The sequence below is a fragment of the Pseudoalteromonas sp. BSi20480 genome (assembly GCF_000241365.1).
GTDB classification, from domain to species: domain Bacteria; phylum Pseudomonadota; class Gammaproteobacteria; order Enterobacterales; family Alteromonadaceae; genus Pseudoalteromonas; species Pseudoalteromonas marina.
On sequence record NZ_BADX01000127.1, the window covers coordinates 1 to 19,775 of the forward strand.

At 40.0% G+C, this 19,775-nt stretch carries 23 protein-coding genes and 2 pseudogenes; 9 read left to right on the plus strand and 16 right to left on the minus strand.

Annotated elements, in window-relative coordinates:
- Positions 1–34: 34 nt before the first annotated feature.
- The 8 genes and pseudogenes from P20480_RS06205 to sfsA form a co-directional block, all read right to left on the minus strand.
- Complete coding sequence (locus tag P20480_RS06205) at positions 35–271, minus strand: hypothetical protein (protein WP_008130942.1); 237 nt, start codon at positions 269–271, stop codon at positions 35–37.
- 28 nt (positions 272–299) lie between these two features.
- A complete protein-coding gene (gene panC, locus P20480_RS06200; protein ID WP_008130945.1) occupies positions 300–1,148 on the minus strand; it encodes a pantoate--beta-alanine ligase in 849 nt (282 codons plus the stop codon).
- Entirely contained in the window at positions 1,148–1,942 is a 795-nt protein-coding gene (gene panB, locus P20480_RS06195) for a 3-methyl-2-oxobutanoate hydroxymethyltransferase (RefSeq protein WP_006791874.1), read from the minus strand. Before panB ends, panC begins: the two co-directional genes overlap by 1 nt.
- A gap of 31 nt (positions 1,943–1,973) precedes the next feature.
- On the minus strand, positions 1,974–2,459 hold the full coding sequence (folK, locus tag P20480_RS06190) for a 2-amino-4-hydroxy-6-hydroxymethyldihydropteridine diphosphokinase (protein ID WP_008130948.1): 486 nt from the start codon (positions 2,457–2,459) through the stop codon (positions 1,974–1,976).
- 4 nt (positions 2,460–2,463) lie between these two features.
- A complete protein-coding gene (pcnB, locus tag P20480_RS06185; RefSeq protein WP_008130950.1) occupies positions 2,464–3,885 on the minus strand; it encodes a polynucleotide adenylyltransferase PcnB in 1,422 nt (473 codons plus the stop codon).
- Between the two features lie 187 nt (positions 3,886–4,072).
- Positions 4,073–4,975, minus strand: a complete 903-nt coding sequence (gene gluQRS / locus P20480_RS06180; RefSeq protein WP_008130954.1) for a tRNA glutamyl-Q(34) synthetase GluQRS — start codon at positions 4,973–4,975, stop codon at positions 4,073–4,075.
- An 18-nt stretch (positions 4,976–4,993) separates the two neighbouring features.
- Positions 4,994–5,438 (minus strand): annotated as a pseudogene (dksA, locus tag P20480_RS18390) (RNA polymerase-binding protein DksA).
- A gap of 306 nt (positions 5,439–5,744) precedes the next feature.
- Positions 5,745–6,465, minus strand: a pseudogene (gene sfsA / locus P20480_RS06175) (DNA/RNA nuclease SfsA).
- A gap of 115 nt (positions 6,466–6,580) precedes the next feature.
- On the opposite strand from sfsA, the gene pepB reads away from it, so the two are divergent.
- The gene (pepB, locus tag P20480_RS06170) at positions 6,581–7,876 is read left to right on the plus strand and encodes an aminopeptidase PepB (protein WP_008130960.1); all 1,296 of its coding nucleotides are present in this window, start codon (positions 6,581–6,583) and stop codon (positions 7,874–7,876) included.
- 182 nt (positions 7,877–8,058) lie between these two features.
- The gene (locus P20480_RS06165) at positions 8,059–8,625 is read left to right on the plus strand and encodes a phosphoribosyltransferase (RefSeq protein WP_006791881.1); all 567 of its coding nucleotides are present in this window, start codon (positions 8,059–8,061) and stop codon (positions 8,623–8,625) included.
- Between the two features lie 95 nt (positions 8,626–8,720).
- Here P20480_RS06165 and P20480_RS06160 read toward each other — a convergent pair whose 3' ends face one another.
- Positions 8,721–9,377, minus strand: a complete 657-nt coding sequence (locus tag P20480_RS06160) for a Crp/Fnr family transcriptional regulator (protein ID WP_008130963.1) — start codon at positions 9,375–9,377, stop codon at positions 8,721–8,723.
- A gap of 384 nt (positions 9,378–9,761) precedes the next feature.
- Here P20480_RS06160 and P20480_RS06155 point away from each other — a divergent pair, with 384 nt between their 5' ends.
- On the plus strand, positions 9,762–10,013 hold the full coding sequence (locus tag P20480_RS06155) for a YgjV family protein (RefSeq protein ID WP_008130966.1): 252 nt from the start codon (positions 9,762–9,764) through the stop codon (positions 10,011–10,013).
- Positions 10,014–10,064: 51 nt separating this feature from the next.
- Here P20480_RS06155 and P20480_RS06150 read toward each other — a convergent pair whose 3' ends face one another.
- The 5 genes from P20480_RS06150 to P20480_RS06130 all read right to left on the minus strand — a co-directional run bounded on the left by P20480_RS06150 (position 10,065) and on the right by P20480_RS06130 (position 13,071).
- Positions 10,065–11,753 (minus strand): amidohydrolase, encoded by a 1,689-nt coding sequence (locus P20480_RS06150; protein ID WP_008130968.1) that lies wholly within the window; start codon positions 11,751–11,753, stop codon positions 10,065–10,067.
- Between the two features lie 170 nt (positions 11,754–11,923).
- Positions 11,924–12,160 carry a calcium-binding protein gene (locus tag P20480_RS06145; protein WP_008130970.1) on the minus strand — a complete coding sequence of 79 codons (237 nt, stop codon included), beginning with the start codon at positions 12,158–12,160 and terminating at the stop codon, positions 11,924–11,926.
- A gap of 8 nt (positions 12,161–12,168) precedes the next feature.
- On the minus strand, positions 12,169–12,405 hold the full coding sequence (locus P20480_RS06140; protein ID WP_006791886.1) for an EF-hand domain-containing protein: 237 nt from the start codon (positions 12,403–12,405) through the stop codon (positions 12,169–12,171).
- Between the two features lie 180 nt (positions 12,406–12,585).
- Complete coding sequence (locus tag P20480_RS06135) at positions 12,586–12,813, minus strand: EF-hand domain-containing protein (protein ID WP_008130972.1); 228 nt, start codon at positions 12,811–12,813, stop codon at positions 12,586–12,588.
- Positions 12,814–12,837: 24 nt separating this feature from the next.
- On the minus strand, positions 12,838–13,071 hold the full coding sequence (locus tag P20480_RS06130; protein ID WP_008130974.1) for an EF-hand domain-containing protein: 234 nt from the start codon (positions 13,069–13,071) through the stop codon (positions 12,838–12,840).
- Positions 13,072–13,380: 309 nt separating this feature from the next.
- Between P20480_RS06130 and P20480_RS06125 the strand changes: the two genes are divergently transcribed.
- The 4 genes from P20480_RS06125 to P20480_RS06110 are packed head-to-tail and all read left to right on the plus strand — an operon-like array spanning position 13,381 to position 17,227.
- Positions 13,381–14,838 carry a HAMP domain-containing sensor histidine kinase gene (locus P20480_RS06125; RefSeq protein ID WP_008130976.1) on the plus strand — a complete coding sequence of 486 codons (1,458 nt, stop codon included), beginning with the start codon at positions 13,381–13,383 and terminating at the stop codon, positions 14,836–14,838.
- A 2-nt stretch (positions 14,839–14,840) separates the two neighbouring features.
- Entirely contained in the window at positions 14,841–15,356 is a 516-nt protein-coding gene (locus P20480_RS06120; RefSeq protein ID WP_008130978.1) for a hypothetical protein, read from the plus strand.
- 2 nt (positions 15,357–15,358) lie between these two features.
- Positions 15,359–16,708, plus strand: coding sequence for a sigma 54-interacting transcriptional regulator (locus P20480_RS06115; protein ID WP_008130979.1), 1,350 nt, complete (start codon positions 15,359–15,361; stop codon positions 16,706–16,708).
- Positions 16,709–16,726: 18 nt separating this feature from the next.
- On the plus strand, positions 16,727–17,227 hold the full coding sequence (locus P20480_RS06110; RefSeq protein ID WP_006791892.1) for a DUF1543 domain-containing protein: 501 nt from the start codon (positions 16,727–16,729) through the stop codon (positions 17,225–17,227).
- A gap of 43 nt (positions 17,228–17,270) precedes the next feature.
- Here P20480_RS06110 and P20480_RS06105 read toward each other — a convergent pair whose 3' ends face one another.
- Positions 17,271–17,498 carry a hypothetical protein gene (locus tag P20480_RS06105; protein ID WP_008130980.1) on the minus strand — a complete coding sequence of 76 codons (228 nt, stop codon included), beginning with the start codon at positions 17,496–17,498 and terminating at the stop codon, positions 17,271–17,273.
- 124 nt (positions 17,499–17,622) lie between these two features.
- Between P20480_RS06105 and P20480_RS06100 the strand changes: the two genes are divergently transcribed.
- Complete coding sequence (locus P20480_RS06100; protein ID WP_008130981.1) at positions 17,623–18,876, plus strand: multifunctional CCA addition/repair protein; 1,254 nt, start codon at positions 17,623–17,625, stop codon at positions 18,874–18,876.
- Between the two features lie 10 nt (positions 18,877–18,886).
- On the opposite strand, the gene P20480_RS19595 is transcribed toward P20480_RS06100, so the two are convergent.
- A complete protein-coding gene (locus P20480_RS19595) occupies positions 18,887–19,051 on the minus strand; it encodes a hypothetical protein (RefSeq protein ID WP_008130982.1) in 165 nt (54 codons plus the stop codon).
- Between the two features lie 278 nt (positions 19,052–19,329).
- On the opposite strand from P20480_RS19595, the gene P20480_RS18395 reads away from it, so the two are divergent.
- Positions 19,330–19,775: hypothetical protein (locus tag P20480_RS18395; RefSeq protein ID WP_138922296.1), on the plus strand; the 446-nt coding region annotated here is incomplete at its 3' end.

Here is a 19,775-nt window from a genome sequence, read left to right on the forward strand (position 1 = left end):
GTTTTTTTTGCTTAAAATTAAACATTTTAGGGAATTAAATACCACCTAACTTTTCAGCACGTGCTTTACATTGGTTGTATGTTTCTACACATTTAGCAGAACATATTTGTTGCTTAAGCCCTTCAGCTGTTGTTTGTTGCTCGCAGGTGCTTTCGCAGCGAAAGTTTTGTTGAGCACATTGGTTCATCTCGGCATTTTCAACATGGTTTTGACAACCGGCTAAAACAGCTAAAGTGAGCGCAACCACGCTTGTTTTTATTAATATATGCATTTTTAATCCTTAAAGTAAGCTCAATAAATTAAATATCGACCTGCATGTTGTCAATTAATCTCACAGAGCCTAAAAAGGCGGCGGCTAAAATAACAAAATGGTTATCATCGAGTGTAGCAGTTTTTAAGGTATCTCGTTGAGCTATCTCAAAATAGTCTGGCTTTAAGCCTGCTTGCTCTAGGCTTTGCTTAGCATGTGTTTTAAGCGAAGTGAAATCTTTATTACCTAGCTTAAGCTGCTCTGCACACTGGCCTAGCGCTTTAAATAAAGCGGTTGCTGTTGTTTTTTGCTCTGCTGATAAGTAGCCATTTCGTGAACTCATAGCAAGCCCTGATACTTCTCGCATGGTGGGTACACCAATAATTTCAACAGGCATAGATAGGTCGCGAGCCATCGTTTTAATCACTTGCAGTTGCTGAAAGTCTTTTTCACCAAAGCAAGCGTAGTCAGGTTGCACTAGGTTAAATAGCTTAGTAACAACAGTTGCAACGCCTTTAAAGTGCCCTGGGCGCGAACCACCACAGTAACCAAGCGACACGCCAGGTACGTCAACAAAGCTTTGCTCACCAAGCCCATTTGGATAAATTGTGCTTACACTTGGTGTAAATACAATATCAGTGCCTAACTCTGCTAGGCCTTGTTTGTCCTCTGATAATGTACGTGGGTAGTTATCTAAATCTTCGTTAGCGCCAAATTGCATTGGGTTTACAAAAATACTAACAACCACTTTATCAGCTAAAGTTTTTGCTTTTTCAACGAGTGAAAAGTGTCCTCGGTGTAAATTGCCCATTGTTGGTACAAACGCAACACTCAAGCCCGCTTGTCGCCATGCTTTAATTTGACTACGTAAAGATTTAATTTCAGTAATTGACTGCATTATTTAAACTCATGTTCAGCACTTGGAAAAGCGCCACTTTTTACATCGGTACAATATTTTTGAACGGCCGCTGGCATGTTGCCAGTTTCTAATAAAAAGTTTTTTGAAAATTTTGGAATATAACCTGCCGAAATACCCACTAGGTCGTGCATTACTAATATTTGACCGTCGGTCACATTACCAGCACCAATGCCAATGGTTGGAATACTAAGCGCATCAGTAATACGTTTTGCCAATGCACTCGGGATACACTCAAGTACTAATAATTGTGCGCCAGCGGCTTCCAGTGCTTTTGCATCATCAATCATTTTTTGTGCTTTGTCTTCTTCGCGGCCTTGGATTTTAAAGCCGCCAAATACGTGCACAGATTGAGGGGTAAGGCCTAAGTGCCCACACACAGGAATACCTTGTTGAGTAAGCGCTTTAATACTGTCGTAAAGCCATTCGCCACCTTCAAGTTTAACCATGTTTGCACCAGCGCGCATAAGTTCTGCGGCATTTTTACACGTGTCGTTAACGCTTGAATATGTCATAAATGGCATGTCAGCAATAACAAATAATTCACGGCTTCCTGCACGCACACAGCGCGTATGGTAAGCAATATCTTGGTTGGTTACGCCAAGCGTATCATCACCGCCTTGCAGCACCATACCTAATGAATCACCGACTAAAATAACGTTAACGCCATTATCATGAAATAACTTTGCAAAGCTTGCATCGTAAGCAGTTAATGCTGTGATTTTGTTATTTTCTGCTTTCATTTTATTTAAAGTAGAAACGGTTATTTTAGACATAATATTCCTCGCAGGCACAAGCCTTGGTTAATTACAGAGGTAATTGTTGTAAGTCGTTTAGCGGTAAATTAGTTGCAATGGTTTTTAGTGCAATGCCGCTGGGTAAAATAAGTTCTGGCGCAAGTTCAAGCAGTGGATACACCACAAACTCGCGTTCGTTCAAGCCATAATGGGGCACAGTTAAGCGTGCAGTATTAATAATTTTATTACCAAATAAAAGGGTATCTATGTCTAGCGTTCGAGGACCCCAACGTTCGGCTTTTCTAACACGGCCGTGCTCTAGTTCAATTTTTTGTGTTAAATCAAGTAGCTGTTCTGGTTCAAGATGGGTATTAATACATGCAACTGCGTTAATGTAGTCGGGTTGGTCTTGCGGTCCCATGGGTTTACTTGCGTAATAGTGAGACACGCTTACAAACTCGCTATGCGGCAGTTTTTTAAGTGCCGCAATCGCGTTATCAAGCTGTTGTTTAGGCGAACTTAAGTTAGCACCTAACCCTAAATAAACACAGTTCATGTTATTACTCAGCTGGCTTTCTTGGTGCGCGGCGGCGAGAGCGTTTACGCGGCTTTGGACCACCTTGATGACCTAAGTTTTTAACCATGTCTTTTTGACCGTTAATATCTTGGCTAAGGTATTGAGTCCACCACTGTGCAAGTTCTTTATGCTCAGTTTCACCCGCATCAACGCGCAATAATAAAAAGTCGTAAGCGGCTTTAAAGCGCGGTTGTTGTGTTAACCTGTACGCACGTTGGCCTGCACGTTTATCTAAACGGTGCTGGATATGCCAAATATCGCGCGCACCCAACGTAAAGCGTTTTGGAACTGCAATATGTTGTGCGCTTTCGCTAAGTACTTTATTCATTGCTTGTGCAAAGGCATCGTACTCACTAAGTTGTTCTTCGGCTTGAAGCTTTTTGGTTATTGCTAAAAGTGGGAACCATAATAGCGCGGCAAAAATAAATGCAGGCGTTACTTTTTTATCTGCATTTATGCGTTTATCGGTATTTTGAAACATTTGCTGAACAAAGGCTTGTTCTAAACCATTTGGGTTGGCTTCTAAAATTTTATCTAGCGCAGGAAATAATGCACGGAAAAGCCCGTACTGGCGAAGCATTAAAAAGTTAGCTTCAGCTTTACCGTTTAAAAACAGTTTAAGTACTTCTTCAAACAAACGCGCCGGTGGAATGTTATCAAGTAAGCTGGCAAGCTCGCTGATCGGCTTTTCGCTATTTGGCGCAATGCTCATATCAAGCTTTGTTGCAAATCGTACTGCGCGTAACATACGCACTGGATCTTCACGGTAGCGTGTTTCAGGATCGCCAATAAGCTCTATTTGTTTTGCTTTAATAGCGGCTAAACCATTGGCGTAATCATGAATGCTAAAATCGTTAATTGAGTAATACAGCGCGTTAATTGAAAAATCACGGCGCTCAGCATCTTCTTCAATGCTACCAAATACGTTGTCGCGTAATAATTGCCCTTCAGTACTTGATTGGCTTATTTGGTTTTTAGACTCAGGCGCTTCGTGATGACCGCGCATGGTTGCCACTTCAATAATTTCACGGCCAAATACAATGTGCGCTAAACGAAAACGGCGACCAATTAATCTACAGTTTCTAAAAAGCTTTTTAACTTGGTCGGGCGTTGCGTTAGTGACTACATCAAAGTCTTTAGGTTGTTGACCTAACAATATATCGCGAATACAACCACCAACGAGGTAGGCATCAAAGCCACCGTCTTTTAATCGGTATAAAACTTTGATTGCATTTGGGCTAAATTGTTTACGAGAAATACCATGCTCACCGCGCGTGATTACTAATGGTTCGCTGCTTACAGAGGCATTTTCAGCACTCGTATTTGGGCCGATTATCTGTCGGCAAAATTGAAAAAGCTTGGAAATAATAATCCGTCTCCTAGAAGGTGTTGATTGGCCTTTCATCGCAATCAAAAATAACCGCAAATAGTGGTGTTAAACCCCAATACTCACCGTCTTACTCAAATAGCACATATTTAGGCGGCTATCATATACCAGCAGGGTTTAAAAATTAAGTTGATGTGTTGAAATTAAGCTGTTTTTAACGATTTTATTTACACAGTTTAGTAAATTGCTTGGCTTAACTTGTTTGCTACTGAGAAATTTGTATTTCAGCGACTTGCGGCACTTGCTTTAACTCAAAGGTATTTACGCCCCATTCAATGAGTTGCTCAGTAGTTAAATCCATTAAATTGGCATGAGTTGGCAAGCCTAAAAATTCAAAGGCACTTATCAATGCGGGTTTTGGCTCGGCTTTACTAATTGCAGGAGCGTAGTTTTGTTTAGATAGCTTAAAACCGGGCTTGGCAACGGCTAAAGGTAAGTGAGCAAACTCAGGAATAGGGTGATTAAGTTGTTTAAATAAACTGATTTGCCGTGCTGTTGGCTCAATTAAATCGGCGCCTCTAACAATCCTATTTATGCCTTGATCAATATCGTCCACAACAACCACTAATTGGTAGGCGAATAAGCCATCACTGCGCTTTATTATATAATCTTCGTGTGCCAGCTCGCTACTAACACAAATATCACCTTGAATCAGATCGTTAAAGTGTGTGGTTGCATGGCATTGTGTTAATCGTAGTGCGCCTGTATCGGTTGGGTGTCCAAGGTTTTTACACTGGCCTTGGTAAATTCCACCCAATGCTTTTATTTGTTTTCGGCTACAGTGGCAAGCATAAACACATTGTTGATTTTCAAGGGAGCTGACTACGTCTTGGTATAAATCGAGCCGCTTAGTTTGATAAACAACTGATTCATCCCAGTGGAGGCAATAGGCTTGTAAGGTATTTAGAATATCGGTGTCGGCATTTTTCACCACTCGAGTGGTGTCTATATCCTCGATACGGACGAGCCAAGACCCTTTATTTGCTTTTGCATCAAGGTAACTGCCCACAGCCGCAACAAGTGAGCCAAAATGAAGTGGCCCAGAAGGAGACGGTGCAAAACGACCGCGATAGTTGCGCATAGGCGCAGTAACGGCTGCAGGTGGCATGCTAATTAATAGGGTTAATTAGCCGCGTCCAGCTTGTTTTTCTTTAATTTCTGCAAGTGTTTTACAGTCTACGCATAAATCAGCAGTTGGTCGCGCTTCTAGGCGGCGAATGCCAATTTCGATGCCACAAGACTCACAAAAGCCAAAATCATCTTCTTTAATTAAAATAATTGTTTTTTCTAATTTTTTTAATTAATTTACGTTCGCGGTCACGAGTTCGAAGTTCTAAAGAAAACTCTTCTTCTTGTGCAGCGCGGTCAACTGGGTCAGGAAAGTTAGCAGCTTCGTCTTGCATATGCGATTTTGTACGATCAACTTCGTTACGTAAATCGTTACGCCAAGTTTCTAAAATCGTTTTGAAATGAGCACGTTGTGCTTCATTCATATACTCTTCGCCTGGTTTTTCTTGGTATGGTTCTAAACCGGCTTGAGCCAATAAACCATGTTTCTTTTGGTCTGGCATAACTCTCTCCTAAATCCTTAATTTAATGCCTCAGCATTAGCCGGCGGTATAAATAACAGAAACTTATACCCTAGGCAAATTTATTTTTAATTATTCGAATTAGCTTCAACCATGCTTTGCGAGTAAAAAGTGCGTTAAATGAGGGTGCTTATTTAACTAACTTACTGGTTTGTAAAACTTGCCTTTATATGGGGGCAAAACTTTAAAAAACAAGTTTAACTCTGGAATTGATTTTTATTGCTTCAATCTTTTCATCGCGTTGTTTGTTCTAATTACAATTACTGAGCTTAATGATTGGGTTATACATTAAGCTACAAATGCTATTTTTTTATTGAAGAACGACTTCGTTTGCGCAAATAAGTGCTTTATAAGCGATAACTTCAACACCGCCATCGATGGCTTGTTGTAAAAGCGCTGCGTATTTTTCATCAATATGCGCCGCCGCGCTGACAATATTAATCCCCTCATGCAAAACAGCGAACAGTAGTACGGCGCGATGGCCTAATTCGACCACTTCAATAAGTTCGCGAAGGTGCTTTTGTCCACGCAGTGTTTGTGCATCCGGAAAATAACCTTGGCCGCTGTGTGGATCATCTTGGCTTATTAAAGTGACCGATTTAACTTCAACGTAGCAGCTTGGTTTGTTTGGGGTTGTGAGTAAAAAGTCGATTCGGCTATTTTCACTGCCGTATTTAACTTCACTTTGAAGTTGCTCATAGCCTGTTAGTTCATCAATCACTTTATGATTTATCGCTTCTTCTACTACTTTATTGGCTACCGCTGTATTAACACATATTAATTGCCCTAAATTGTTTTTGGTCAGCTCTAATGAATGTGGATATTTTCGTTTTGCGTTATCGCTGGTTGAATAAAAAGCAGTAAAACCTGGTTCGGCGCAGCCGGTCATTTTTCCGGTGTTGGCACAATGGGCGGTAAACTCAGCGCCATTGTTAAGTTTTAAATCAGCTAAAAAGCGCTTGTAGCGTTTTAATAGTGTGGCTGATTGCAGTGCAGGTGTGTACTTCATGGTTGTGTCCAATGCGGTTAAATAGTGTGATAGGGGTTATTTATCTCAAGCTGTTGGGAACTTAGGCGCACTATAGTAAACTCAACAGCACATTTAAGTGCAAGGATATTCTAACATGAGTGAAAAATTTGTTGTTCAACTAAGCGAACACGCAGCACCGAGTCATTGGGGCGAAAGCGCAACGTTGTCTTTTAACGAGCGTGGCGCAACCGTTCATTTATCTGAGCAAGAAACATTAAAAAATGTTCAAAAAGCAGCGCGTACAATTGCTAATCAAGGTGTTAAGCATGTTGAGCTTGCGGGCGACACGTGGTGCACAGAAAGCCAATGGGCTTTTTACCAAGGCTTTGTAACACCAAAATTGTTAAATGGTGTTGAATTTGTTGATAACGCACAGTCAGATCTTAAAGAACTTGCGCATTTAAAAGGCTCAGCAACATGGGCGCGTGAAATGGTTAATGGCACCGCAGATGATATATATCCTGAAAGCCTTGCTGAAAAAGCAGCTGAGTTTATTCAATCGCTTGCGCCAGAGCACGTAAGCTATCAAATAATTAAAGGCGATGCGTTATTAGAGCAGCAATGGATTGGTATTCATGCTGTTGGTCGCGGAAGTGTTCGTCCTCCGGTATTGTTAGAGCTTGATTACAACCCAACAGGCGATGATAACGCACCCGTTAGTGCAGCCCTTGTGGGTAAAGGCATTACGTTTGATTCGGGCGGTTATTCAATTAAATCGAGCGAAGGCATGCTAGGGATGAAGTGCGATATGGGCGGTGCTGCAACAGTAACGGCTGGTTTAGCACTTGCTATTAATCGTGGCATTGAAAAGCGCATTAAATTATTCTTATGTTGTGCTGAGAACTTAATTTCTGGCCACGCTTACAAATTAGGCGATATTCTTACTTACAAAAATGGCACAACCGTTGAAATTGTAAATACTGATGCAGAAGGGCGTTTAGTGCTTGCCGATGGCTTAATGGCTGCGGGTGAAACAGGCGCACCTTTAATTATTGATGCTGCAACATTAACGGGGGCGGCGTTGGTTGCTGTTGGTCAAGAATACAATGCGTTGTTTGCACTAGATAAAGAGCTAGCGCGTGAGGTTGAAGGTTTTGCATCTCAAGAAATGGAAGCAGCTTGGCCATTACCACTTGAAAAGTGGCACCAACAAAACTGCCCATCACCTTATGCTGATACGGCTAACAGCCGAGCGCAAAAAGGGGGCGGCTATGGTGGTGCGTCAAATGCTGCAGGCTTTTTATCACGCTTTGTGCCAAACGATGGCCAAGGTTGGGTACACATTGATTTAGCTGCTGCTTTTAACATGGGTAGCACGAGCCAATGGGCTGCAGGCGCAACAACACAAGGTATGCGCACGGTTGCTCGTACGTTGCTAGAAAAAGCATAATATTAACTAAGTTAGGCTTTTTATATTAAAATTAGGCACCGTTTGGTGCCTTTTTTGATCTACAAGCAAGCAATTTTATTTAATTTACGGTAAAATCCATCGCCAATACCTGTTTGAGTGGCTAAGTTGGTTTTACTCTAAACTACGCTCAAATATAATATCCACCACTGGGGTTTCTAACTATGTCAGATAAGTGCTATATCACAGCTCAACAGTTACTTGAAGATTCATTCCGCGTAGCGGCACAAGTATACAAAGACGGCTTTCGTCCTGATTTTATTATAGGTATTTGGCGAGGTGGTGCACCAATTGGTATTGCTGTGCAAGAATATTACGATTACAAAGGTATTGAAACTGACCACATTGCAGTGCGTACATCGTCTTATTACGGTATTGGCCAGCAATCAAAAGAAATTAAAGTACATGGTTTACATTACATTGTAGAAAACGCTAATGCGGGTGATTCTCTGCTTATTGTTGATGATGTATTTGACTCAGGGCGCAGTATTGTTGCACTGAAAGAAAAGCTTTCAGAACTAATGCGCTTAAATTTACCGCGCGATATTCGAATTGCTTGCCCATACTACAAACCAAAAAATTCAAAAGTAGATACCGTGCCTGATTACTACATTCATGAGTCGGAAGAATGGTTAGTATTCCCGCATGAATTGTCGGGTTTAACACCAGATGAAATTATTGAAGGTAAATCTGACTTAGTGAAAATTCACGATATTTTGTTAGAAGACTAATACAACGAGTGCATCAAATGCATATTTAGCCTTAAGAACGTGTTATTTGTTTTTAGGGCAATAAAAAAGGCCTTAATTGGCCTTTTTTTGTGAGCTTAAAGTTGTGCAAAGCTGTCTACATATTCACTAAGCATTGGAATATCGACCGCTTGTAAACCAGTAGTGCTTCTTTGCACTAGGCCTTTTTCTACTAACTCTGTTACAACACGCCTGTAAGCTCGCTCAGTGGTTGCAAAACGTTCTGCCTCTGCATTTACCGTTGGGTAGGCTCTAAGTAGTGTAGGGTTGTTATTCTCGGCTCTCAGCAGGCAATCTTTAGCTATATTGTAGCTAAGTGGTAGTAATAACTTATCTAAGTTGATTTTTTGATTTTCTTGAAACTTAGCAGCAATAGTTTGTGCTGTGTATAAACTTAGCTCTGGTTTTTCGAGCAATAATGCACGCCAATGCCTTAATTCAATCAGGTTGTAAGTCACATCACTAAAACACGTTACCGTATAAATACACGGATTGTTGTTAAGTGCTTCTATTTCACCTATCAGGGTATTATTACAATCCAGTTGTCCTAGCAGCAGGCGTCGTCCGTTTCCTACGTCATAACTAAATGACACAGTGCCGCTGCGCACAAGCACAAGCTTGCTTAAAGGCTGATCTTGATGGATCAGCACTTCTTTTTTTGATTGTTGATAACTACTACCTGCAAAGGTTAATAGCTGTTCAACAAGATAACTAGAAAAATGGTATTGAAACATCAATATGCTCTTCGGACATTTGTCCTATTTATTATGTTTTAATGACGGTAGCATTAACACATTAAGAATTTACGCTAACTTGCTACTAATACTTTTAGCTTTGCTATGGGTATTATTTTACCTTCATTTCCCGTGTAATGATTTAAGAATTTGTTGGTTTTTTTGCCGGCAAACTTTTTCAGGTTTTTAAGCAAGTTAGCTTTTTATTTACGTATGTCACTTCGCTTAATTATTAATATAAGAGAGCTACTCTCTTACTAGCCAATTATTTTTCAAAATCTAAATAACGCTCATAATTAAGCAAAGTGCTATTACTTTGCAATACTTACAACTGTAATAAGTTAGCATTAGTGTAATGCTAACCCAAAGGTTAGGAGAGAACAATTGAGTTGGGAATATTTAGGCTATATTGCGTCAGCTTTATTGGTTGCATCACTCACTATGACCGATGTAGTAAAGCTTCGTTGGTACAACATGTTAGGGTGTATTGTGTTTACGGCTTACGGTGTAGCCATTGGTGCTGTTCCCGTTGTTTTTACCAACGCGTTACTGGCATTGGTTAACTTGTATCACATTATAAAATTATACCGTCAGCCAAAAGCTGTTCAGCCAGAGGCACAGCAGCCAAAAAGCTAAATGATATGGTTTGTATAAAAAAAGGGTTAACTTGCGTTAACCTTTTTTTGTTTATTTAGTATCACTCTCTTTTTTATCGAATCGCTTCATACCGGCAATCCATGTTTGTAGCACCTGGGTTTTGTATATATCTTCAACGGGTACTTTAAAGTAATCTTTATCCACTAAAATAAAGTCGGCCCATTTACCTTGCTCTAAGCTCCCTATTTTAAACTCTTGATGCGCAGCATAAGCACCGCCCAGTGTAAATGCACGTAGTGCATCTTCGCGGCTTAGTACTTCGCTTGGACGCCAGCCGTTTTCAGGCAGTTTGTTATGATCCATTCGCGTTATTGCTGAATATAAACCATCAAACGGGTTTGCAAGCTCTACAGGGTAGTCAGAACCCGCAGCAACCACTGAACCTTGTTGTAAAAATGTTTGCCATGCGTATGCAAAGCTAAGTTGCTTCTCAGTTAGGCGTTGCTCTGCCATATGCATGTCAGACGTAGCATGAACAGGTTGCATTGATGGAATAATTTTTAGTGCTTTAAATCGAGGAATATCGTCTGGCGTTACTATTTGCGCGTGCTCTATACGGTTGCGCAGTAAAATACCGCCTGTTTTTTTAAATACATTTTCGTAGGCGTCTAAAACCACACGATTGGCCTTGTCACCAATGGCATGGGTGTTGGCGGTAAAACCGTTTTTAAAGCTTTGCGTAAATAAAGCTTCGAGTTTTTCTTGGGTTTCAAGCATCAAACCATGATGTCCAGCACGGTCGGCATAATCTTCAATAAGCGCTGCGCCACGCGAACCTAATGCACCATCGGCATAAACTTTAACACTGCGAATTTCCATAAAATCGTAGTTATCGTGATATGGCCCCGCTTTTAACATCGCTGGTAAATCTGGGCTAGCACCACTTAGCATTGCCACAATACGCAGAGGTAAATTACCTTGATCGCCGCGTTCTTTGTACACTTCCCATGTGGCTTTATCTATGCCAGCGTCGTGAGTAGAAGTAATACCTAAGCTTAATAAGTGCTTTCCTGCGGCATCTAGCGAGTTGCTAATATCTTGTTTTGAAGGGGCTGGCATGTGCTGAACAATTAACGACTCAGCTTTATCAACAAAAATACCGGTAGGGTGACCAAATTCATCTTTTATTACTTCACCGCCTTTTGGCGATTTTGTATCGGCGTTAATGCCCGCAAGCTCAAGCGCTTTTGAGTTAACCCAAATTGCATGGCTATCAACACGAGATAAAACAACCGGACGATCGCTTACTACTTTGTCTAAATCTTTAGCGGTAGGAAAGCGCGTATCTGGCCATAACTCTTGGTTCCATCCTCGGCCAATGATCCAACCTTGTTTGCCTTGCGCAAATTGCTTTAGTTTATTTGTAACATCATCAACCGACTTAGCGCCGCGTACATCAAGTTGCGATAAGTTATCTCCTAACCCAATAACGTGGCCGTGAGCATCTATTAAGCCGGGCAGTAATGTGTTGCCTTCTGCATTTATTAATTTGGCATCTGGGAAGCTTTCTTTTAGTGTGTCGCCGCCTACTTTTACAACTTTGCCATCTTTTATAACTAAAGTGCTAAATTGCTGAAGTTCACCTTTTTGCATTTTGCCTTTATAAAGCGGGGTGTAGCCATTAGCATTATAAATGACTTTGGTTTGTGCAATGGCAAAGCTAGAGCCCGTACAAAGGCTGGCAAGCACAAGTGGTTTAAGTAATTTTTTGAGTAACATAGGACACTGTTTTGTTATTTTTAGTGCAATAACACTAGCAAACCCTTTTTTAGAATACCAACAGGATGCGATAACCTCGTAAAATAAACAGTTAAAGCTAAGCTGGTTGCTTAGCTGTTAAATTAATTGCCTAAAACCTAATAAAGTTAGAAAGGTTACTTAAGTTAGGGCTACTTACTGGCATATAAATGGTATTCGCTTAGTGTTAGCCGGCCGTCTTTATCTTGGTCGTAACGAATAAACTTAGACCACAAGGCGGGGTCTATTGAGGCTTCAGAACGCGTTAAAAATCCGTCTTTGTTTCGGTCTATTTTTTTAAACTGGTTGTTAATAGTGTCACTTGCGGCAAAGCTTGATGCACTAAATACGGTTAGAGTGCATAAAATAAATAAGCGTATGGGGTTCATTAAAATACTCAGTAAAGATTGTTAGTAAGATAGTTTTTAAATTCAATTAATGAAATTTGTTTATCTTGATTTTTATCCCACATTATAAACGTGCTAAGTAACTGTGGCTGGCGCTCTAATTCGTTATGGGTAAGGTAACCGCTTTTATCTGTATCAAGGTGATCAAAGCGTTGTTTTACATCAAGTGCAAAGGCATTAAAACTTAACAGCAATGCCGTGGTAGTTACAAAGCAACGTATCTTCATGGTAGTCCTTCCAAAAGGGTAATTAAGTTGTATTTAATAACGAGGTATAAAGCTTGATAAGATAAAGCACTTGCCATAATTTAACTCCCAACATTAAATCCTTTTACACACTCCCTCAGGGATTATGGCAAATGCTTTAGTACACTTTACATGCTAAAAACTTAAGCAAAACTTAATCTGTTACGGCTTAAAGTTTTCAAACTCTGCTTTAGAGATCATCTCATCGTTGTCTTCGTCTAAATCGGTAAACTGTCTAAGTAGCTCTTTATCCTGCTTAGCTTCAACAAACGAGATACTTCCGTCCATGTTTGTATCTAAGTGTGCAAATCGCACAGCCGAAGGAGATGCCAACACTGTTGCACTAATAGCTAAAAATAATAATAAAAACGCGGCAATAAGTTGTTTCATAATTTCATTCCTTTTGAAGTTGAATTATTGAATAAATTTACTAAATTCATTTAGCGACAGTTGGCCACTTTGGTCTGTGTCTATTTGTGCAAAGTTTTCCTTAAGCACAGCATCCATTTGGGCCTCGGCTTCGCTTAACAAGCCGTTATTATCCTTATCTAGCGCATCAAACGTAGCCTCAACGTCCATAGCATGTGCGTCTGTATTAACTAAACCTAATGCAAGTAATGTTGAAAAAACCAAAGCTTTTGTTCTCATGAGTATTTCCTTATTAAATTCATTTGTCATACCTACTAACAAAAAGGGTGCCATATTTTGTTTTTGTTTATTTTCAATGATTTACGTTTTGTTGCTTAAAAAGGGAGGTAAAAATTACACTTTATGTGTGTAATTTTGTGTGAGTACAGCAACAGAGTGTGAGGTATTTTGTATGATGTTAACTAAATCAATAGGTTGCAGTGTTGCTATTTAGCAACACTATAGCGAGTGAATATTAATATGGTTCAGCATGTGTATAGGCGGTATTGATAATAATAGGCGAGTTATTTACTGATAGAGTTTTCTGCAATGGCTGCAACGTTTACTAAACATTACAATGCAATGCTTAATTGGCGCCCTAATTTAATAGGGCAGTTTGCGTTAAGTATGCTGCTGTCGTTATTGCCACTGTCTATTGTGGTCATTGTGTTTTTAAATGCGTTGAACAAGCAGCTAGCAACCACTCAACAAATTGTAAGTAATAATTATCAGCTTACAAAATCGTTCGCTAGCTTAAAGCAAGACCTTAACAGTCTTGAGCGCGCAACAAGACAAAACTGGGTATTAAAAAGTGATTCGCTCGACACCCTCATAGTTGATAAATGGCAATCTTCAGTACAAAGCATAAACGATCTGAAACACATTAATACAAACCCAGATTACACACGCCAATGGGCACAGCTATTAAATGTTTTACAAACAGCACACCAGCAGCTTGTTGATCAAAAAAAGCAAGATGCAGCGCTATTTGTACCTGTAAGCGAGTTAATTACAGCGCTAACAGTGTGGCTTAAAAATAAAAACGAAGCGCAAATAACCCTTAACCAAAACGAGCTAGCTAGCCTACAAACGTCGTTTATAAATTGGCTGGTGGCACTTATTCCACTTACTTTATTTGTTGGTGGTGGATTTTTATGGCGTATAAGTGGGCGCTTAAAGGGATTAACTAGGGTTATTGATAAGCTAGGACAAGGGGATTGGCAGCAAAAAATAGCGGTAAAAGGCTCGTCAGAGTTAGTGGAACTTGGAGAAAAACTACAGTGGGTACAAACTCAGCTGCATATGCTTGAGCAACAAAAAGATACGTTTTTACGCCACGTAACACACGAGCTTAAAACACCGCTTGCTTCTATGGTTGAAGGAACCGATTTACTAACAGATGAAATTGTTGGCCCCATTAATGACGAACAAAAAGCAGTGCTTTCCCTTATAACTCAATCTATGGTGCGCCTTCGCATGATGATAGACAGCCTACTAAGTTATAACGCTATTAGAGCAACGATAAACAACTCAAGCGAGGTTAATATTGATCATTTAATTAAAAAAATTAATGGCCATTTTGAGCATCGTCTAACGGCTCGAAAGCAACGTATTCAGTGGCAAAACACTGTTTCAAGCACTGTCCTTGCTCTTCCTAATGAGCTAATAGAAATGATGCTAATTCAGTTAATTTCAAATAGCTTAAAATTTTCTGATGATAACCAAGGTGTGACTGTAAATTTAAAATGCGAGCAACATCAGCTGTGTTTGGTTGTGGCCGATAATGGCTGTGGCATTAAAGAGCACGAAATAAACCATATTTTTAGTGCGTTTTATCAAGGTAAACATGACCAAAGCATTACCTTACAAGGCAGTGGTTTGGGCCTAACAATTGTAAAAGAAACGGTTGAGCAGCTACAAGGCACATTAAGTGTTGAGAAAAATAAACCACACGGTTGCCGTTTTTTAATAAAAATACCAATCAGTAAAAATTTAGGAGTTAATTAACAATGCGCATACTCACTATTTTATGTGTGCTTGCAGGTAGCTTAATTGTATCGGGGTGTGAGCTTAATAATGGCACGCAAGCGCTGGGCGGTAATAAAACATCAAATACTAAAAACGTATCTCCTAGTCCCAAGGCAATGCCTAAATTAGCCCCCATTTATCCCTCTGCTGAGCGGGTTATAGCGCTTCATGCAAATCAATGTGGTGGGTTTACATTGCCACCAACAAAGCGGTCATTTAAAGGTGAAAATGAGCTAAAAGCATTTTTTAAATTTATGTGCTTAAAAGTAAGTACCGACCCAAATACAGTAATGACCAAGTTACTTAAACTCGACCTAGCCTATTTTTGGCCTGACGATATAAAGCAGTATTTATGGCTTCAAAAACAGCAGATTACCTTACAAATAAATGCTCAAAAAGAGCAACAAGCACTTAATAACCAAATGCAGAAAACCCTGTCGTCGCTGGCAGATATAGAGCAGCAGTTGTTACTTCGCGAAGACATTAAGGAGCAGTAACCATGGCCACAAATAGTCCGCACAAAGCAAAAGTGTTATTAGTTGATGACGATGCAAGTTTATTAAAGTTACTTGCTATTCGTATTGAATCAAAAGGCTATCAAGTAACAACTTGTGAAAGTGGCTTAGCAGCGCTACAAATTTTAAAAAGTCACGTGTTTGATGCCGTAATTACCGACTTACGAATGGATGAAATGGACGGCATGGCGCTGCATCGTCAACTGCAAAGCCGATACCCTGCATTACCAGTAATTATGATGACAGCGCATGGCTCTATTCCCGATGCGGTTGAAGCCACTAAACAAGGCATTTTTGCCTTCATTACTAAACCGGTCGATAAAGACGAGCTATTTGATAGCCTTGCAAATGCGATAGACATTCACGGTGTAAATACCGATGAAGCCCCATCAAAAAGTAATATAGTAACGCGCAGTGGTGCCATGCTGCACTTGCTTGAACAAGTTAAGTTACTTGGGCCTACTCACGTTAATGTGCTTATTTCGGGGGCCAGTGGAACGGGTAAGGAGTTATTAGCGCAGGCTATTCATCAGCATAGCCAAGTAAGTAACGGGCCTTTTGTGGCTATAAATTGTGGTGCTGTACCAGGGGAGCTTTTAGAGTCGGAATTATTTGGCCATAAAAAAGGCGCGTTTACTGGTGCTGTAAAAGATCACCAAGGTTTATTTCAGCAAGCGCAGGGCGGTACATTATTTTTAGATGAAATTGGCGATATGCCACTTAACCTTCAAGTAAAGTTGCTGCGTGTACTGCAAGAAAAAACCATCCGCCCAGTGGGTTTTCAAGAGGAGATCTCAATTGATGTGCGTATTGTATCGGCAACTCACAAAAACTTACCTGAAGCCATTAAAAACCAGCAGTTTAGAGAAGATTTGTACTACCGCCTAAATGTAGTTAATTTAAAATTACCACCACTGTGTGAACGCCGTGAAGACATAAGCCTACTAGCCCAATACTTTAGCGCAAGTATCGCTAAACGAATGAACCAAAATGAAAAACATTTTGCCAATGATGCTATGCACGCATTGGTACGTTATGATTGGCCGGGAAATATTCGTCAGTTACAAAATGTTGTTGAACAAGTGGTAGCCTTAACACCCGGTGAGGTTATTTCAGCGCATTTAGTCTTAGCAGCACTCGATAGCAACGAAAAAAGTGTAGAGCCACTCTCATTAAACGACGCTAAAAAAGAGTTTGAACGTGATTACGTTATTAATACGCTAAAAATGGCAGGCGGCAACGTAGCAGAAGGCGCCAAGCTTGCTAAGCGTAATCGTTCAGACTTTTATAAACTCATTAAAAAACACAATATTGATGTTGATAGTTTGGCGTAAAAAATTAAAGGAATCCTCATGCAGTTATTTATGGTGTATTTAGGCGGGCGAATTCAAGGCTGCCACATAGAAATGCACGACATTCGCTTTGTAGTTGGGCAAAACATAGAGCAAACCTACACCAAATTAAAAAGCCAATGGGTTGGCGACAAAAACAGCGTACACATGGATAGTTTTATGGCTGTTAACAATATTGATGGCTACAAAGTAGAAGTGGTAGAGGGTTATGTTGAACAAAATAAACAGCTTTATTTTGTAAACTTAGGCGCTTACAGAAGCGACTCAATGGCTGAGCAACACGACTTTGCATTATATGTAGCAAGCAGTAGTGAAGAGGCAAAGCAGCGTGCTAAACATGATTTATTAGCAGGCCTGAGCCATATTCATAAAGACGACTTACACGACGTAGACGACTGCTTTGCAATTGATTTACTCGACAGCCAATTAACAATAAAACTTAGCCCAAGTGGGCTTTCACAACCTATAAAACCGGATTGGTTTGGTTACCATGTTTTATAAGTTAAGTAATCTGAGCACTGAATAATAAAGCTATCTTAAGCCGCTATTTTTCTTGCTCTTTTTGCTCATTTTTTTCACTGTTTGATGCCAGCTTAAAAGCTACAATAACTAAGCCAAACATAGCAAACGGCAAGGCTGCTAACATATACTCAACCATGTTGCTGTCTTGAAAGTTAGCTTGCAATAAAAAGTGCCCCGCCACACACATAACAATAACGACGAGTAAAATTGGCAGCAGCATGAGCTCTTTTTTTGATGAATGATTTTTCATTGAATAACAGCTTAAACAAAAAATGATGCGCTATTGTAATGAGCTTGCATATGCTTGGCAAACCACAACGCTTTTAATGATATGATAGCTATAAATGAAGTTTGTAAATTAGTGTGGAAACAACGTGGAAAGTAGCTTAAAAAACGTTTACCTAGTCGGTGGAGCAGTACGCGATAAACTGCTAAACATTGCATCAAAAGATAACGATTATGTGGTTATTGGCGAAACGCCCAGCACCATGGAGTCGCTTGGCTTTTTACCAATAGGTAGCGACTTTCCTGTTTATTTGCACCCAAAAACAAAAGAAGAATACGCACTAGGGCGTACCGAACGAAAAAGCGGCAAAGGTTATACAGGCTTTGTGGTTGACGCCAGCCCTAGCGTAACACTTGAAGAAGACCTCGCTAGGCGCGACTTAACCATAAACTCTATGGCACTTGACGAAAACGGTAAAATTATTGACCCTTTTAATGGTCAACACGATTTACAAAACAAAATACTGCGCCACACTACACACGCCTTTGTAGAAGACCCTGTGCGAGTGCTGCGTATTGCACGGTTTTTAGCGCGTTACGGCAGCGATTGGCAAATCCATCCCAGCACTTATGCGTTAATGCGAGAGCTTAAAAATAAAGGCGAGCTTAACCACTTAGTGCCTGAACGGGTATGGTTAGAAACCGAAAAAGCGCTTGGCGAAAAACACCCTGAGCTTTATTTTCAAGCATTAGATGGACTGGGTATTTTTCCTGAAATAGAACAAATGAAAAACGTACCACAACCTGCCAATCATCACCCTGAAGGCGATGTATTTGTGCATACAATGTTGGTGCTCAGGCGTGCAGCCGACTTAAATTTTAACTTAGAAACCCGCTTTGCTGCGCTTACCCACGATTTTGGTAAAGCCCTTAGCTATAAAATACGCGGCAATTTACGCGGTCACGAACGCGAAGGGGTAGCGGTGGTAGAGTCATTTTGTAATCGTTTAAAAGTACCTAATCGTTTTCGTGATATTGGCGTATTGACCAGCGATAATCACACTTTATGCCATACGATTGATCAGCTTAGGCCGCAAACTATTCATAAATTAATTGTCACTAATTTAAATGGTTTGGTGCACCCTGAGCGCTTTTTAGCATTTACTCAAGCCTGCCAATGTGACGCGCAAGGCCGCGGAGAAACACTGGTTAATAAGCCTTACCCGCAGGCAATTAAGTTGCGCGCCATTCATAGTAAATTACAGCAAATGGATAAAAAGCACATAGTGCAAGAGGCGCTTAAAAGTGGCAAAAAAGGCCCCGAAATAGGCGAGGCAGTAAAGCTGGCAGAAATAAACTGTATCAAAGCGTTTTTAAGTGATGAGCCAAGTACAACAAGCTAACTAGTGTAAATTAAGTCAAGTATTGAGATACGCCTTGTTCATCAAGGCACGGTACTTTTTGAAGGTCGTTTATTTGCGTATGCTGTGATTTGTTTGCCTCTGGCTCAGCGCTTTTGTCTGATTTATATAAACTAAAAATAAAGTCGAGCTCTTCTCGTTCAAGTGATGGGGTCACGGCAAATCCTACTGCTTAATGCGTTAATATAGTCCCAGAGTATGTGAACGCGACTGAATTAAAGGTGAATAGTTACAAAGGAAGGTGACTGTTTATTTCCTCACTGTTTATTAGCACATTACTTTTCTGTCTAATATTACTGATCTCTACCATTTTGGAGTATTTCTACATTTAGAATATTTTGAATGCTATATAACTATTTGTTTACATGTGCTTATTAGCTGGCTACATTGGATTGATTGTAATATTTGGACATATGTCGGTTTATAAAGCGACACATGTCGGATACAAAGTTGTTAGTTTTACAAGGAAGTATGGTGTTTCAATCTAGCCGAAGATTTATAGACAATATTCAGAGGAGCTTTAAATTCTTAAAGCAGTTTGGTTTTGAGAGTAAACCATCTAAAACCTTTAGAGATGAAACATCGATTTGTTATTCATCTTCAATTCTTATGATTGTGTTTTGTCACAGTAGTTATAACGATGATTATTGGTGCGTGATTGGAAAGCCTGATACTGATTACCCTAAAAAGCCTGTCTCTCTTATTGAGTTGCTCAATAAACTTGAAAGTAAGCCTGAACTTCCTAAAGACTCTACTCAAGCTATTCAAAAAACTTCAGAGTTAATGAAAAATGAGTTGAAAGAACTCTTAAATGGAAATTTGGGCTTAATATCAGAGGTTTGGGCACAGGAAGAATTAAACGAGTTAGATATCTATAACTT

Bases quoted from the DNA above. Each gene is read 5' to 3' on its own strand.
- P20480_RS06125 (WP_008130976.1), top strand. From the start codon at position 13,381: ATGGCTGCAACGTTTACTAAACATTACAATGCAATGCTTAATTGGCGC.
- folK (WP_008130948.1), bottom strand. From the start codon at position 2,459: ATGAACTGTGTTTATTTAGGGTTAGGTGCTAACTTAAGTTCGCCTAAA.
- P20480_RS06150 (WP_008130968.1), bottom strand. From the start codon at position 11,753: ATGTTACTCAAAAAATTACTTAAACCACTTGTGCTTGCCAGCCTTTGT.
- P20480_RS06140 (WP_006791886.1), bottom strand. From the start codon at position 12,405: ATGAAGATACGTTGCTTTGTAACTACCACGGCATTGCTGTTAAGTTTT.
- P20480_RS06120 (WP_008130978.1), top strand. From the start codon at position 14,841: ATGCGCATACTCACTATTTTATGTGTGCTTGCAGGTAGCTTAATTGTA.
- P20480_RS06130 (WP_008130974.1), bottom strand. From the start codon at position 13,071: ATGAGAACAAAAGCTTTGGTTTTTTCAACATTACTTGCATTAGGTTTA.
- P20480_RS06160 (WP_008130963.1), bottom strand. From the start codon at position 9,377: ATGTTTCAATACCATTTTTCTAGTTATCTTGTTGAACAGCTATTAACC.
- gluQRS (WP_008130954.1), bottom strand. From the start codon at position 4,975: ATGCCACCTGCAGCCGTTACTGCGCCTATGCGCAACTATCGCGGTCGT.
- pcnB (WP_008130950.1), bottom strand. From the start codon at position 3,885: ATGAAAGGCCAATCAACACCTTCTAGGAGACGGATTATTATTTCCAAG.
- P20480_RS06110 (WP_006791892.1), top strand. From the start codon at position 16,727: ATGCAGTTATTTATGGTGTATTTAGGCGGGCGAATTCAAGGCTGCCAC.
- P20480_RS06145 (WP_008130970.1), bottom strand. From the start codon at position 12,160: ATGAACCCCATACGCTTATTTATTTTATGCACTCTAACCGTATTTAGT.
- P20480_RS06205 (WP_008130942.1), bottom strand. From the start codon at position 271: ATGCATATATTAATAAAAACAAGCGTGGTTGCGCTCACTTTAGCTGTT.
- P20480_RS06165 (WP_006791881.1), top strand. From the start codon at position 8,059: ATGTCAGATAAGTGCTATATCACAGCTCAACAGTTACTTGAAGATTCA.
- pepB (WP_008130960.1), top strand. From the start codon at position 6,581: ATGAGTGAAAAATTTGTTGTTCAACTAAGCGAACACGCAGCACCGAGT.
- P20480_RS06135 (WP_008130972.1), bottom strand. From the start codon at position 12,813: ATGAAACAACTTATTGCCGCGTTTTTATTATTATTTTTAGCTATTAGT.
- P20480_RS06115 (WP_008130979.1), top strand. From the start codon at position 15,359: ATGGCCACAAATAGTCCGCACAAAGCAAAAGTGTTATTAGTTGATGAC.
- P20480_RS06105 (WP_008130980.1), bottom strand. From the start codon at position 17,498: ATGAAAAATCATTCATCAAAAAAAGAGCTCATGCTGCTGCCAATTTTA.
- panC (WP_008130945.1), bottom strand. From the start codon at position 1,148: ATGCAGTCAATTACTGAAATTAAATCTTTACGTAGTCAAATTAAAGCA.
- panB (WP_006791874.1), bottom strand. From the start codon at position 1,942: ATGTCTAAAATAACCGTTTCTACTTTAAATAAAATGAAAGCAGAAAAT.